Origin of the sequence: Halogranum rubrum (genome assembly GCF_900114455.1) — an archaeon.
GTDB lineage: Archaea > Halobacteriota > Halobacteria > Halobacteriales > Haloferacaceae > Halogranum > Halogranum rubrum.
This window is the reverse complement of record NZ_FOTC01000004.1, coordinates 91,297-105,591: the sequence shown is the minus strand read 5'-3', so window position 1 is coordinate 105,591 and position 14,295 is coordinate 91,297. Positions and strand designations below refer to the sequence as shown.

Sequence of the window (14,295 nt, the reverse complement as noted above, 5' to 3'; positions counted from 1 at the left end):
CCCTGCCTCGTCGGTTCGTCGTCCGAGGGGGCCGCGACGGTGCTTTCGCCGGTCCGCTCTTGGAGCCATGAGTACAATATACTCTCTCGGGATATCTACTCGTATCACTAGTGCTGGAACGGTCTCCTCGGCGGACCGGTCTACGACCATAGTACGCCGTGCGGTTACGCACCGACTGGCGAGGTGTGCCGACCAGCGGACACACGGACGTTTAGCGGGGTTCGAGGCGTTCGTTCGGGCTCCAGTCGTCGGTGTCGACCGACTGTTGCTCACTCGCCTCCATCTCCGGTTCCACCGGGTCTGTCGTGCGGTCTGCGAGTGTCGCGTCGGATCGGTCCGGGTCGAGCAGCCACGGGAACACGATGCGACCGAACTCGAAGATGACTACGAACAGGAGCGGCGCGAGGAAGATGCCGTACCACCCGAACAGCAGCGGTCCGAGGGTGTACGCGAGCATCACCGCTCCGACGTGGAGCGTTCGACCGCTGACGTACGGCCGGAGCAGTTGGTCCGGGATGTAGTCCACGATGACGAACGAGACGACGAGGAACACGACGGGGAACCACACCGCTTCGGGAGCCAGCCAGAGCGCGCGGCCCAAGAGATACGCTCCGACTGGCCACGTGACGAGCTTGATGCCGACGACCGGGACGAGACTCGCTACGCCGACGAGCATCCCGAGGAAGGCTGCCTCGGGAATTCGACTGACCGGCGGTGCGAACAGGTTGAGGACGGTGTACACTACCGCTGCGAGCAGACCGGTCATGAGTGCGTTCAGGATGTTCCCGAAGTAGACGTTGTGAAGGTCGCGGTCGACGGTCGTGAAGTACGACTCCAGTACTCCACCCTCCTCGACGAACGTGCTGCGCGCCCAGCGGGCGAGGCGGTAGTCGTCCCTGAGGAGGTAGAAGACGACGATGAGCACGATGAATCCGTGGATACCGACGTTGAACGCGGCACCCACCCAGACGACTAACGAGTTCAGCAGGTCGTTGAGAAGCGGTCCGAACTCGAGGTCAGCCAGTCGAGTGGGGTCTGCGAGCACGTCGTCGACGAACGCCTCGACCTCCGAGAAGAGACCGATGTACGGCTGAAGGAACGTTTCGACCTCCACGAACGCATCCGACCCGAGGAGGTCGCCCAGCGCGTTGGCCAGGATAGCGAACGCCCAGCCGACGATGACGAGCAGTGGGAGAGCGACCACCAACAGGGTCACTCCGACGGCGAGCGTCCGGCTCGCGATTCGGGTGTGGATGCGTCGGAACACGGGGCGTGCGACGTAGTACACGAAGATACCCATGACTGCAGTCCCGACGTATCGCCACCCGACGTAGAGAAGCACGAGGAAAAACACCACAGTGACACCCCAGAGCGCGGCCCGCTTACGGTCCAGCGGGACCCACTCCAGTGTCGTCGTGGTATGCTGGACGGTGGGGTTCTCTGTCGGGTCCGCTACCGGCGATGTCTCGGTGGGTTCTTCGGCCATGGCAGTTGTTCCGCCGACTCGCTCTCGGCCAGTCGTACTACGATATAGAGCCGCGTCGAAAGATAGTCTTTCGCTCGCCTCGTCGTCGGAGAGTCACGCCTAGCTCCCTCGGGCTGTGACGGCATCGTTTCGTCTCTTTGTCCCGGGCTTCCGGTCGACTTCGTGTCCGCCGAAACCGTCGAGAGGCCCAGTATCGTCCCGAAATTCGGACGTTCAGCTCCACTCACCAATGGCTAGTGCTATATCCGATACAGTGGTTTGATACGTATCGGAGAGAAGCGGTCCAGTGTCGTGATTCAGGTCGAATGGCCTGCCGAATTGCACTGGAACCCGACACCACGAAGGCGATTCCGGCCCCCGTTCGACGATGAACTGCGACGTACTCGCATCCGGCAGAAGAGCCTCCTTCTATCCGAGAACCGTCAGGTCACGTCGACCCCACAACCGACGAGCAACTAGCCAACAGATGACAACAAAGGAATTCCACGGCCGAATCGGCCGCACGTACGACGAATCAGAACCGTGGTGGCCAGAACAGATCAGGCCCCCCGAGAACGCCCCGAACGTCCTGCTGATTACCCTCGACGACGTCGGCTTCGGCCAGTTAGGCTGCTACGGCGGCCTAATCGACACCCCGAACATCGACCGAATCGCCGAGAACGGTCTACAGTATCGCAACTTCCACACGACTGCGCTCTGCTCGCCGACGCGAAGCTGTCTGATGACCGGTCGGAACCACCACTCCAACGGGATGGCCGGCATCACGGAGATTTCGACGGGGTTCCCCGGATACAACGGTCACATCCCCCACGAGAACGGCTTCCTCTCGGAAACGCTCGTCGAACGAGGGTACACTACCCTCGCTCTGGGGAAGTGGCATCTCTCCGCCGCCGAGTCCAACAGCGCCGCGGGACCGTACGACCAGTGGCCGTTGGGCCGAGGCTTCGAACGGTACTACGGTTTCCTCGGCGGCGACACCGACCAGTACACACCGTCGCTCATCTACGACAACCATCAAGTCGAGCCCCCGGCGACCGCCGAGGAAGGGTACCACTTGACCGAAGATCTTGCCCAGCGTGCCATCGAGTTCATCGGGGATGCAAAGCAGGTCGACCCGGACAAGCCGTTCTTCACGTACTTCTGTCCCGGCGCGTGTCACGCGCCCCACCAAGTCCCGAAAGAGTGGGCCGACAAGTACAGCGGGAAGTTCGACATGGGCTGGGACGAAGCGCGCGAGCGGATACTCGAACGACAGAAAGAACTCGGTATCGTCCCCGAGAACACGGAGCTCTCTCCACACAACGAGGACGTAGCGGAGTGGGCCTCGCTGTCCGACGACGAGAAGAAACTCTACGCCCGGATGATGGAAGTGTTCGCGGGCTTCCTCGAACACACCGACGCGCAGATCGGGAAGATTCTCGACTACCTCGAAGAACTCGGCGAACTCGACAACACGCTCGTGATGCTCGTCTCGGACAACGGTGCGAGTGCCGAGGGTGGTCCGACCGGGTCGGTCGACGAGAACCGCTTCTTCAACAACGTCCCGGAGGACCTCGAAGACAACCTCGCGGCGATGGACGAACTCGGCGGTCCGAAGTACTTCAATCACTACCCGTGGGGGTGGACGTGGGCCGGCAACACCCCGTTCCGCCGCTGGAAACGCGAGACGTACCGCGGCGGCGCGAGTGACCCGATGGTGGTCTCGTGGCCGGACGGCATCGACGCCCGCGGCGAGATTCGAACACAGTTCGTCCACGCGATCGACCTCGTCCCGACGGTGCTCGAAGTCATCGGTATCGACACTCCCGACGACGTGAAGGGCGTCGCCCAGTCTCCCATCGAGGGGACGAGTTTCGCGTACACGTTCGACGAACCTGACGCCCCCGAACAGCACACTACACAGTACTTCGAGATGCTCGCCACCCGTGGCATCTACAACGACGGCTGGCGAGCGGTTCACCCTTGGCCGCTCGGCAAGCCCATCACGGCCGCGGACCTCTCAGCGACCACGCTGGACGACTCCGGCTGGGAGCTGTACCACGTCGCCGAAGACTTCTCTGAGGCCCACGACGTAGCGAGCGAGCATCCCGAGAAGGTGCTCGAACTCGCCCAACTGTGGTGGACGGAGGCGGGCAAGCACGACGTCCTACCGCTCGATGGTCGCGCCACCCAGCGGCTCGCCGAGCCACGGCCACAGCCCGGCAAACCCCGCGACAGATACGTCTATTACCCGGGTGGTCAGTACATCCCGGAGAACGCGGCGGTCAAGGTACTCAACCGCGACCACAGTATCACCGCCGACGTGACCGTCCCCGACGGCGGGGCCGAAGGCGTCCTCCTCGCACACGGGTCGCGCTCTGGCGGCTACTCGCTGTACGTGATGGGCGACCGACTTCGGTACGTCCACAACTACGTCGGCGCCGAGGAGTACCAAGTCGTCGCCGACGAGCCAATCCCCGAGGGAGCAGTGCAGCTTCGGATGGAGTTCGAGACCACCGGAGAGGCAACCCCGGGTGAGGGCAAGGGGGCCCCCGGTGTCGTCCGGCTCTACCACGGTGACGAGCAGGTCGGCGAGGGCGAGATTCCGGTGACGTTGCCCATCACGACCGGTCTCACGGCCGGACTGAGCTGTGGCCGTGATGCCCTGAACGCGGTCGCTGCCGAGTACCGTGAGCAGACGCCGTTCGCGTTCACCGGCGACATCTCTCGGGTGACCGTCGACGTCAGCGGCGAACCGTTCGTCCACGAGGAAGCCGAGATGGACATCCTCATGGCACGAGAGTGACGAGCGGGAACCACTGTCCCTGACCGAAGCGAGTCGAACACCTATCGACGACCGTGAATCGGCACGGAACTGAAGTTTATCGTCGGAGGCTGACTCGACTGCGGTGAAGGAGCGAGCACGTCGACGCTCGGGGCGGTGATTTCAGACCAAGTCGAAGTCGTGTTTATACGACTCGACGCCGTAGTTCCTGTATCGACTCCTGCAGCGGAGGGGAGGACCAACCCATGACATCTGACGACCGAGAGGAGACGACAGACCGCCCGACTGACCACTCTACTGACGGACTCCGAGGAGCGTAGCGAACGATGGCAGTCGTTCTCGAATCGGTGGCCACGCTGGCAGTGCTCGTGTTCGTCGTGACGAGTATGCTCGCGATGGGGTTGAACCTGACTGTGAGCCAGATACTCGGTCCGCTCCGGGATGCGAGGCGGGTCGCAACTGCGCTCCTCGCGAACTTCGTCGTGGTCCCGGTGATTGCGTTCGTGATTCTCTTCGTCGTCCCTCTTTCGGAGCCTCAGTCAGTTGGTCTCGTACTGCTCGCGACTGCGGCCGGCGCACCATTTCTCCCGGTGTTGGTACAGACCGCGAAGGGCGACGTGGCCTTCGGCGTCGGACTGATGGTCTTGCTGATGGTGGTGACGGTGGCGTACGTTCCACTGGTATTGCCGCTGTTACTTCCGGGTGTGCAAGTGAACCCGCTCGACATCGCTGGCTCTCTCGTCGTGCTGATGCTCCTGCCGCTGGCGGTAGGGCTGGCCGTCAGGGCGCGGTACGCCGACGTGGCGGCGACGGTCCAGCCGAAGATGGCACAGACGTCGAACACGGCGTTGGTACTTCTGGTCGTGCTCATGCTGGTACTGAACTTCTGGAACATCGTTGGCGTCGTCGGGACGGGACTGATAGTCGCGCTGCTGTCGCTCGTCGTTCTCTCACTCGTCGTGGGGTATCTCTTGGGTGGCCCGACCGGAGAGACCAAGTCCGTCGTCGGACTCGGGACCGCCCAACGAAACATCTCCGCGGCGCTCGTCGTCGGCGCGGGGAACTTCGCGGACCCCGACGTGGTGGTCACGCTGTTGGTTGGGGCGCTACTGATGTTGGTGGTACTGTTGGTCGCCGGCGGCGAGTTCGGGAAGCGAAGCGTCAGCCGACTAGGGGCCGGAGAAGGGACCGGAGAAGAGGAGACGGCATCGCTCTCTCCGGCGCCCACCGAAGATTGACCGGTTCGTCTCGGGCGAGGACCTGTCAAAAGGGACTGTCGGGGTCGTCTCGCCAGCGGTTTGCCACCCTGTCGATATTCGTCGGGTGGGTCCGCCTTGGCCTCCCGCTGACTCGAAGGAAAAGATTCGCTTCCAGTCGTCTTCATACGTGACTATCAACTCTTCTTCGTTGCCACGCCCACCAACGACTGGGGACACTCACCGGCGACGCGGTGTTCGGAAGTGAAGTAACCTATGTCGAGGGTTTCTCGATGACCTCGTACTAGGCATCGGAGAGCGTCGGTTGGCGAATCGTTTGCTGACACGTCTTCAGTTGGAGACCGGAGATATCTCACGTGACGCCAAACAGACTCGTTCAGACGGTGTCCTACAAGGAACACGCTCATCTCTCTCCGAACCATCGTTCGATGCGATGACGGAGAAAGCCGTGCTCACTGAGGCTGACGAGGGGAAGCGTGTGATAAGTGCTCGCGGAAACGACGTCGGTCGGATTGTCAAAGTCATACCGGGAGGCGCGTACGTCAACCCAGACTCCGAGTTCAGAGACACTCTACTAGATAAACTCGGATGGGCAGACCCACGCGAACAGAACACCTATCGACTCGATAATAACCGAGTCGAACGGGTAACGGACGCCACCGTTCACCTCATTCACTGAGCCCACAGCGTGGACACAGTGGCAGGCTACTCTCGATTACATCGAAGGAGTCCGTAGCTCACTCATCCATCGAGCGAATTCGACACATCTCTCGACAGATAAACCCTAATTATCCATAGCACGCTATACTCTGGAAACATCCCCGTAGCTGTTGGGTTATCTCTGACGCTGACGATTGTGTCCCGTCGAGTGTGGGAATCGCATTTAATTGGACTTATGCGTCGCGTGAGAATGACGGATTCGCGTGACCGGCGGTCGCACACCTTCAAACCGTGACAAGAGACGGTCAGGCCCAGTACTCGTCACGTTGGCTAGAACGTTCGACCGATGGGTGCCTGGAGTGTAGAAAACACCCAGTAAACGGCCCGAATCGTACGTTTCTCTTGTTCTAGTCGATACGAACTACCTATGTTCACTCTCAGTTTGCGAGTTCGCCGTGGAACTCGCCTCAGTCTTCCGACTCTGCTTCGACAGTTGTTCGAGGGGGCTTTACGCGAACTAATCCATGTTTTCACCAACCGACGATAACTGGCGCGTGAGGACTTGATGTCGACGGTTTCTCACCGAGAAGAATCGTCGAGAAGTACCGGCGCCCACGCTAGCGCGTCGACTCTCGTCTCAGTTAGTCAGTGTTTGAATGTATCTAGTTAATTATGACCTATATTTCGCACGGCACTTCGGAGCGATGACCATCCTGCACAGCCTGCTCGAACAGTTCTCCCTTCGAGTCGATTGAGCTGACTGTAACACGTTCGCCTCTGGACACTGTACCACTCGACAAGTTCGGTCTCTGTGACATCGTTTGTGCGTAATCGCTGTGGTACACCGTTGTGTTGGCTCATCCTCTTCGAGTTCGTCAATCGTCCACCGAAGTTCCTCGACAGTAATCTCGTCGAGATAGTTCACGAGTGGCCACTGCCACTCGTCCTGTGCGAGACGATTTGTAATCGCGAACTCCTGAGATGGTCTCTCACTCAGAAGGAACACAGAGCCGACGTCAAAGTATATTACAGCGGGTGCTCCTTGTTAGCGCATGGGTTCGGACAAGCAGTATGACGGTTACCAGTCGTACGACTACCTCGAAGAAGACGAGGATTACGCCAGTTTCGAACTGGCGGAGATGTTCTCCGGATACGACGCACACGAAATACCGCTCTCGGAAGACGAGCAGGCACGAATGGAGTCACTCGTCGCAGACGAGGTCGTAGTCTCTCTCCACGACCACCCGTTCTATTTCCCCGAGGACGTCCACGAGAACCTCTGGGACTACGTCCGCGAAGGGAGAGTCCACACCGCCTACGAATTCCTCGCACAGACGCCGCTCGATGCGGCGTTCGACATGCATCTCGACGGACTTTCGGGTATCCACTCGAAGCACGGGTGGAAGTGGGACGACATCGTCCACGACGTTTCGATGCGGGCGTGCGATATCGCCCATTCGGACTACGCGATGCGGTGTAGCGACGTCGACGACATCTTCCGTGCACACGAAGAGGGGAAGATCGCTATCGTTCCCGCACTGGAGTCGGCGGCGATGATCGAAAACGAACTCGATCGGATCGAACTCCTCTACGGAATGGGTGTCCGCTGCATGGGAATCACGTACAACGCGTCGAACTCACTCGGGACGGGACAGGGTGATATCTACGAGCGTGATGGCGGACTCACCGCCTTCGGGGTCGACGCCGTCCAGCGGATGAACGCGGTCGGGATGGCTGTCTCGACCAGCCACTCCAGCCCGCAAACGACCCTCGACGTGTGTGAGGTCACCGAGCGACCGATCTTCGACACCCACGCGCTCGCTCAGACCGGCGGAATGGGCCAGCGTGGCTCCTCGGACGAAGAGCTACGTGCCATCGCCGACACCGGCGGCGTCATCGGAATCCTCTGTTCGACCCACCTACCAGACATCGAGACCTACATGGAGCACTTCGAGTACGTAGTTGACCTGGTGGGAATCGACCACGTCGCGTTCGGGCCGGACGTGCTCTACGGCGACCACACCTCGTTACTCGAGGTACTGGGAGAGTTCCACGGTGTCAAACTACCGGAGAGCACGATGCAGAACCCCTACGTGAAGGGACTCGAGAATCCCACGGAGGCCTGGAACAACATCCCCCGGTGGCTGGTGCGAGAGGGGTACTCCGACGAGGACATTCGAAAGGTGCTCGGTGGCAACGTCATCCGCGTACTCGACGAAGTCTGGTAGGTACCGATTCAGACGGTCGGAATCTTTTCGAGCGCCTGTTCGATCTCGTAGACGACGCTGTTCTGTTCGCGCTGCAACTGGCGTGTCAGGAAGCGACGCTCGTCTGCATCGAGTGTGCCGGTGTCGAACTGCTCGGCCGGCGCGTAGCGCGGTACGGGCTGTCTGGATACTGCAGGATCTTGTTCGAACTGGCCTTCTTGGACGAGGTTCAACCGGGTGAGGACCCGCGAGAGCTCCGTGATGGTTCGGTTGGCGACGGTGGGGGCGACCTGACCGGACGACACGGCGGTCTCGAACGCCTCGATTTCTGTCGTAAGCCGAGTGAGCGTCTCGAGTGTCGGCGAGAAGTCGAAGTGCTCACCCGCAGCGTCGTCGTACCGCTGCACTGCCGAGTGAATCTTCGCAGCGTTGCGTCCGTGATCGAACGGGAGGACGTCGGCCGTGAGGACTCGTAGGAGACTCACGGCGTACACGCGGATGTCGCGGACGAGTTCCTCGCGACCGGCCTTGTCGAGGCTGTCCGTCGTAAGATGCCACGCGTCGGAGTTGCCGCCGCATCCGCCGACCGTGTGGTAGCCTCGCTCTTTGCGGACTGCTTCGGGAATGTTCGAAGACAGCATGAAGAAGCCGGTGATACCGAGATTGTCGAACGAGTAGTCGCCTGCTCGGAACGGGAACCGCTCCTGTGAGGGGGCGCCAGTCACGTCGTCGATGGCATCCGTCACGAGGCCGTGCGCCTCCGGCGTCCAGCAGGACATGTCCGTATACTCCGTCGCGTCCTTCGCTCCGGGACTGTCCATATTCACGTGAGCCACACAGTTGCGTGCCAAATCGAGACCGAACGCGTCGGCATACCACGTCGAACCCGCATACCGGCCCGTGGAGTGTCCGGGCCACCAGGCGATCCGGATACTCCGCTGGAACTCGTCGGCGTGACTGTCGAGCACCCGCGCCAGTTCGAGGAGACCCGCATCCCCCGTCGCGTTGTCGGTGATCCCTACGTGCCACGAGTCGTAATGACCGTGGAGCAGGACGAACTCGTCTGTATCAACGTCTGACGGGGCGATCTCGGCGACGACGAGTGGACACTCGAACCAGCCGGTCGTCAGGTTCGTCGAGACTTCGACCGTCACTCCGTCGTCCGACTCTGCCCACTCGCGCAACTGGGCACCGTCGGGCTTAGTGACGTGAACTATCGGGATGTCCGGAATGAGGTCCTGCTCGTCGAGTTCCGGGATGCCACCCCAGATCGGCGTCGCGATGCCGTTGTGCGGCTCTCGTTCGTGCTGGTGGATCGCGATGACTGCTTCTGCACCTTTGTCTTCGAGCGTTCGAGTTGCCCGAATCGACAGGCTGCCAGCCGCGGTCAAGGCGACGTTCCCAGTGAGGTCACCGACGTCGGCGTACGGTTCCGACTGTATTTCGTCGGGGTCCGGATCGTCGAGGAAGCTCGGACCAGCCGAGCCGACGTACTCTACCGACCCTGTAACCGTCGCGTCGGCCGCGAACGAGACGGTCTTGACGAAACTCCCCTCGAAATCGCGATCGACGCCGCTGACCGACGCATCGTGGGGTTGGCTGAGGTACAGTTCGGGGTCGTATCGCTCGTACTCGACGCCGAACGCGTCCAGACGGTCGGTAATGTACTCGGCAGCAGCGACCTCGTCGTCGCTTCCGGAGATGCGTTCGAGGTCGGCGAACCGCTCCAAGAGCGCCCACGGCTCTTCGTCGTCGATGTCCTCGACGACACGCCGCTCCAGATCCGACAGTGCGGACTCGTTGGCAATTCGGTGGCTCATGCCGTAGTGGACCCGAATAGAGTATAAAGACGTTGTGTAAGCGGCAGCCGACAGACCGGTCCGCTCGATTGGAGACTATCTACCCGCTAAGTGGTAGTGCTCCAGCATTTTGTCGTATTCTGCCGGTGATTTGCCGAGAATAACTGACCTTGGTATGGTATTTCACCACAGGATTTATATCTCCCCGTTACCCCCATCGCAGTAGTCATGCCCGAGAAGCCGATGGAGAAGACAATGGTAAACCTCTCAGAGATGTCTCGCCGGGACGTAATCAAGACGCTTGGTCCCGCGGCGGCGGCGATAGGACTGGCGGGATGTCTCGGGGGAGAGAATGGTGGTGAAGATGGCGGCGACGGTGGTGGTGGCGGCGATGGAGACACCGCATCGACAACGACACAGTCCTCGTCACAGGCGCAGACCGGCGGCACGTTGAACGCGGGGATGAAAGTCGGTATCGAGACGATGGACGGACGGTCCGTGACCGGACTCCAGTCGTTCCAGGTCTTCTACAACATCTACTCGAAGCTGATGCGGTGGCGGCGTGACGGCGACGAACTCGTGTTAGTGGGTGACTTGGCGACCGAGTGGGAGTGGGAAGACGACACGACACTCGTGGTCTCTCTCAACGAGGATGCCGTGTTCCACAACGGCGAACCGGTAACCGCCAACGACGTGGCCTACACATTCGACACGCTGTACGATCAGCCGCAGTATACCGCCTCTCTGCTCTTTGCTCAGGACGTTACGGTGTCTGCCCGAGACGAACACACTGTCGAGTTCGATACTGGTGAGCAGCCGTTCGCCTCGCTGGAGTCGACGCTGGGGTTCATCGTCGGCATCATCAACGAGAAAGCCGACAAGGAAGGCGACATGTCGACAGATCCCGTCGGATCCGGCCCGTTCGTGTTCGAGGAGTGGGTCGACGGCGACCACGTCTACGTGAACAAGTTCGACGACTACTGGAAGGAAGACGAGGAGGGCACCCAACTCCCGTATCTGGACCGCATCGAGTTCACCATCTACCCCGACGTCAACACGAAACTCACCACGTTGGAACAAGACCAACTGGATTGGATCGACCTCGTGCCCCGCCGGGAAGTCGAACGCATCCGTAACCACGACACGCTGGTCACACAGGACAGCGGCCAGGGGGCGTTCATGGGCATCATGCAGTTCAACACGACCGCGCCGCCGTTCAGTGATCCGAACGTCCGGAAGGCTGTTCTCCACGCGATGGACTGGGATACCGTTCTCGAGGTGGCGTTTCATGGGGTCGCGAGTCGGGCCGACAACTTCCCGATTCCGCCACAGGCGGGGTGGGACCTCGACGTCGAAGACCCATACCAGGGCCAAGATTTAGAACGGGCCGAAGAACTCCTCGCTGAAGCCGAGGTCGATCACACCGTCGAGTTCACCAACTTCGTCACCCGGGGCGACAACATCCGAATCACGATGCAGGAGCTCTTACAGGAGATGCTCAACCAGAACCTGGGGATGAACTTCAACATTCAAATCGCCGACGGGAGCGTCGTCTTCGAAGAACAGAGCAACAACAACTTTGGCTTCACCGTCTCCGGATTCAACGGGATGTTCGATCCCGATCAGATGTTCAGCGTGAACCTGGTCGACGGGGCGTTCTTCAACTACGGCGGCTACGTCAACGACGAGATTCAGCAACTGGTTCCACAGGCACGCCAGACGACCGACAGAGCCCAGCGTGAGGAGTTGTACGGACAGATCATGCAGCAGTACATCGATGACGCCGGAAAGTACTACCCGTACTGGGACCACGCCGTCCAGGCGATGCATCCGCGCGTCAAGAACTACCACCCGCTTCTCGACCAGGAGTGGTGGTTCGAGCAGGTCTGGCTCGACCAGAACATGTAGTAGCCGCTCGCCGACCACTCTCTGCTTTTTTGTCGTCGTTTCGACGCAACCGGTCTCTATCGCGCCTCGTCAAGCGGTGGAGTTACGATCTTGTCTCGTACCACCGGGTCGGCGTCTGTCGTGCTGTCGATTTGCCCTCGCTGAACCCGCTATGCATGGATTTATACCGGTGTGTGGGTTTATCACACATATGCCTTCGATAGCATACCTTGTGCCAGGTGTCGGCCTCGACGACGAAGAGCTCGACCGCCGAGAAGCGATCGCCAACGACCTCGTGACGGACGACGTCCGAGTCATCGAGGCAGGAGAGGGGCCACTCTCGATCGAGAGTACGGTCGAAGAGGAGTGGAGCACCGTCGGCGTGATGAAAAGTGTCGCCGAGCACGAAGCCGACGTCGACGCATTCGTCGTCGGCTGTTTCGGTGACCCAGGGTTGGCTGCGGCCCGTGAACTGACAGACACGCCTATCGTCGGACCGGCCGCGGCGTCGTTTCACACGGCTGTGCAACTCGCCGACCGCTTCTCCTGTCTCACCATCCTCGAGTCGACGAAACCGTTCACACGACGGCTCGTACACGAGTACGGGCTGGGCGACCGACTGGCGAGCGTCCCGGTCGTGGAGGCGCCGGTACTCGATATCGACCACGGGTCGGATGCTATCGTTCAGGACATGATCGATGCAGGTCGGGACGCGGTGGCAGACGACGGTGCGGAAGCACTCGTCCCGGGCTGTATGAGTCTCTCCTTTATGCAGGTTCACGACGAAATCGCCGATGCCGTGGGCGTGCCGTTTATCGATCCGGTGACCGTCAGTCTCGAAACCGCGAGCACGTGGGCTCGACACGGGATGACACACAGTCGAGAGACGTACCCCAGTGCCGACCGGAGTAAGCTCGACGGGTTGCTGGGATCGGGACCCCTCACAGCGGACGACTGACGGGAAACGGCTCTCCGGCGGCCACGGCACAGCAGACTATCACAGCATCACGGCAGGCGTCCGACGTCAGGTCCGTCCGGACCGTCTGCGTGCGAACTCGACTACCCGACGGACCACCCACTATCGACATGAACGACCTAGACACTGAGACGAGCGCTGAACTGCGAGCAGTACGAACGAAGGGCATCTACAACCCCGAGAGCCGCGACTACGACAAGACCGTGGTCGTGTTCGAGGGGGGCCGCGTGAGTGAGCTTCGAGACGACGTCCCGAACGATGTTCCCCTCGTCGCCGACCACGACGGTGTGGCGATTCCCGGACTCGTCGATGCCCACTCTCACGCCACGATCCGACCGTGGGAGGGCGACCAGATCGGACAACTCGGTGCCCACCGAACCACGGCGACGGTCAAGGCCGTGAACAACCTCCGAACCGATCTCGAAGCGGGAACGACGACGATGCGACTGATGGCCGAGGAAGGCTACCTCGACGTCAGGCTGGCCGAGGCCGAACAGTCGGGCGAAATCGAGAGCCCACGGCTCCTACCGAGCGGAATCCACCTCACGCCGACCGACGGGCACGGGATGGTCCACAGCGCGACCGACGGTGTCGAGGAGATCCGACGTCGCATCCGGGAGAACATGCGAGAGGGGGCGACGCACACCAAGTTCTTCGCTACAGGCGGTATCTCCTCGGATACGGGGTCACCGGGACAGTCTCAGTACTCGCGTGAGGAGATACAGATGATTGTCGACGAGACGCACCGGCACGAAAAACACGTCGCAACCCACGCCCACGGTGGTGCTGGGGCACGGATGGCCATCGAGGAGGGAGTCGACACGATCGAACACGCGAACCTCTTCGGCGACGAGGAGATCGACATGCTGGAGGGGTCGGACCAGTACGTCGTGGGCAACTTCGCGATTGGCTCTCACCCCCGCGGAATCGAGACAGGAGACGCCGACAACCCGGCGATCATGGCGAAGCTCAGAGAGTCGAGAGTGAAGAGTGCCGATGCCTGGCAGCAGATCCTCGAGACCGACGTGAACATCGCCATCGGGACCGACAGTATGCACGGGTACATGTACTACGAGGCTGGTAAAATCGTCGAGCTCGGCGCGACGACGGAGCGGGCGTTGAACGCCGCTACGCTCGACGCAGCGCGCGCGATAGATCGAGAGGACGAGGTCGGCAGCGTCACCCCTGGCAAGCGAGGAGACCTCGTGTTGCTCGACGACGACCCGACAGCAGACATCAGCGCTCTCGAGAATCCGGCCGGAGTGTTCAAAGACGGCGTCCGGGTGGCCTGACCACCTG

8 protein-coding genes are annotated in these 14,295 nt (G+C 61.0%); 6 read left to right on the top strand and 2 right to left on the bottom strand.

Going from position 1 to position 14,295, the window contains the following annotated elements; genetic code table 11:
- Window positions 1-211: 211 nt before the first annotated feature.
- Window positions 212-1,486, bottom strand: a complete 1,275-nt coding sequence (locus BM083_RS16520) for an AI-2E family transporter (RefSeq protein WP_089870720.1) — start codon at window positions 1,484-1,486, stop codon at window positions 212-214.
- A gap of 466 nt (window positions 1,487-1,952) precedes the next feature.
- On the opposite strand from BM083_RS16520, the gene BM083_RS16515 reads away from it, so the two are divergent.
- The 3 genes from BM083_RS16515 to BM083_RS16500 all read left to right on the top strand — a co-directional run bounded on the left by BM083_RS16515 (window position 1,953) and on the right by BM083_RS16500 (window position 8,355).
- Window positions 1,953-4,271 carry an arylsulfatase gene (locus tag BM083_RS16515; RefSeq protein WP_089870718.1) on the top strand — a complete coding sequence of 773 codons (2,319 nt, stop codon included), beginning with the start codon at window positions 1,953-1,955 and terminating at the stop codon, window positions 4,269-4,271.
- Window positions 4,272-4,576: 305 nt separating this feature from the next.
- Window positions 4,577-5,488 (top strand): bile acid:sodium symporter family protein, encoded by a 912-nt coding sequence (locus BM083_RS16510; RefSeq protein WP_089870716.1) that lies wholly within the window; start codon window positions 4,577-4,579, stop codon window positions 5,486-5,488.
- Between the two features lie 1,691 nt (window positions 5,489-7,179).
- The gene (locus tag BM083_RS16500) at window positions 7,180-8,355 is read left to right on the top strand and encodes a dipeptidase (RefSeq protein WP_089870712.1); all 1,176 of its coding nucleotides are present in this window, start codon (window positions 7,180-7,182) and stop codon (window positions 8,353-8,355) included.
- Window positions 8,356-8,363: 8 nt separating this feature from the next.
- Here the strand turns inward: BM083_RS16500 and BM083_RS16495 are convergent, their stop codons facing one another.
- A complete protein-coding gene (locus BM083_RS16495; protein ID WP_089870710.1) occupies window positions 8,364-10,154 on the bottom strand; it encodes a M28 family metallopeptidase in 1,791 nt (596 codons plus the stop codon).
- A gap of 234 nt (window positions 10,155-10,388) precedes the next feature.
- Between BM083_RS16495 and BM083_RS16490 the strand changes: the two genes are divergently transcribed.
- The 3 genes from BM083_RS16490 (at window position 10,389) to BM083_RS16480 (ending at window position 14,288) form a co-directional block, all read left to right on the top strand.
- Window positions 10,389-12,041 (top strand): ABC transporter substrate-binding protein, encoded by a 1,653-nt coding sequence (locus BM083_RS16490; RefSeq protein WP_245756917.1) that lies wholly within the window; start codon window positions 10,389-10,391, stop codon window positions 12,039-12,041.
- A gap of 190 nt (window positions 12,042-12,231) precedes the next feature.
- Window positions 12,232-12,978 (top strand): aspartate/glutamate racemase family protein, encoded by a 747-nt coding sequence (locus BM083_RS16485; RefSeq protein WP_245756916.1) that lies wholly within the window; start codon window positions 12,232-12,234, stop codon window positions 12,976-12,978.
- 128 nt (window positions 12,979-13,106) lie between these two features.
- Window positions 13,107-14,288, top strand: a complete 1,182-nt coding sequence (locus tag BM083_RS16480; protein WP_089870705.1) for an amidohydrolase family protein — start codon at window positions 13,107-13,109, stop codon at window positions 14,286-14,288.
- Window positions 14,289-14,295: the final 7 nt, after the last annotated feature.

Coding starts and splice junctions, on each gene's coding strand:
- BM083_RS16495 (WP_089870710.1), bottom strand. CDS start 10,154: ATGAGCCACCGAATTGCCAACGAGTCCGCACTGTCGGATCTGGAGCGG.
- BM083_RS16510 (WP_089870716.1), top strand. CDS start 4,577: ATGGCAGTCGTTCTCGAATCGGTGGCCACGCTGGCAGTGCTCGTGTTC.
- BM083_RS16480 (WP_089870705.1), top strand. CDS start 13,107: ATGAACGACCTAGACACTGAGACGAGCGCTGAACTGCGAGCAGTACGA.
- BM083_RS16520 (WP_089870720.1), bottom strand. CDS start 1,486: ATGGCCGAAGAACCCACCGAGACATCGCCGGTAGCGGACCCGACAGAG.
- BM083_RS16500 (WP_089870712.1), top strand. CDS start 7,180: ATGGGTTCGGACAAGCAGTATGACGGTTACCAGTCGTACGACTACCTC.
- BM083_RS16490 (WP_245756917.1), top strand. CDS start 10,389: ATGGTAAACCTCTCAGAGATGTCTCGCCGGGACGTAATCAAGACGCTT.
- BM083_RS16485 (WP_245756916.1), top strand. CDS start 12,232: ATGCCTTCGATAGCATACCTTGTGCCAGGTGTCGGCCTCGACGACGAA.
- BM083_RS16515 (WP_089870718.1), top strand. CDS start 1,953: ATGACAACAAAGGAATTCCACGGCCGAATCGGCCGCACGTACGACGAA.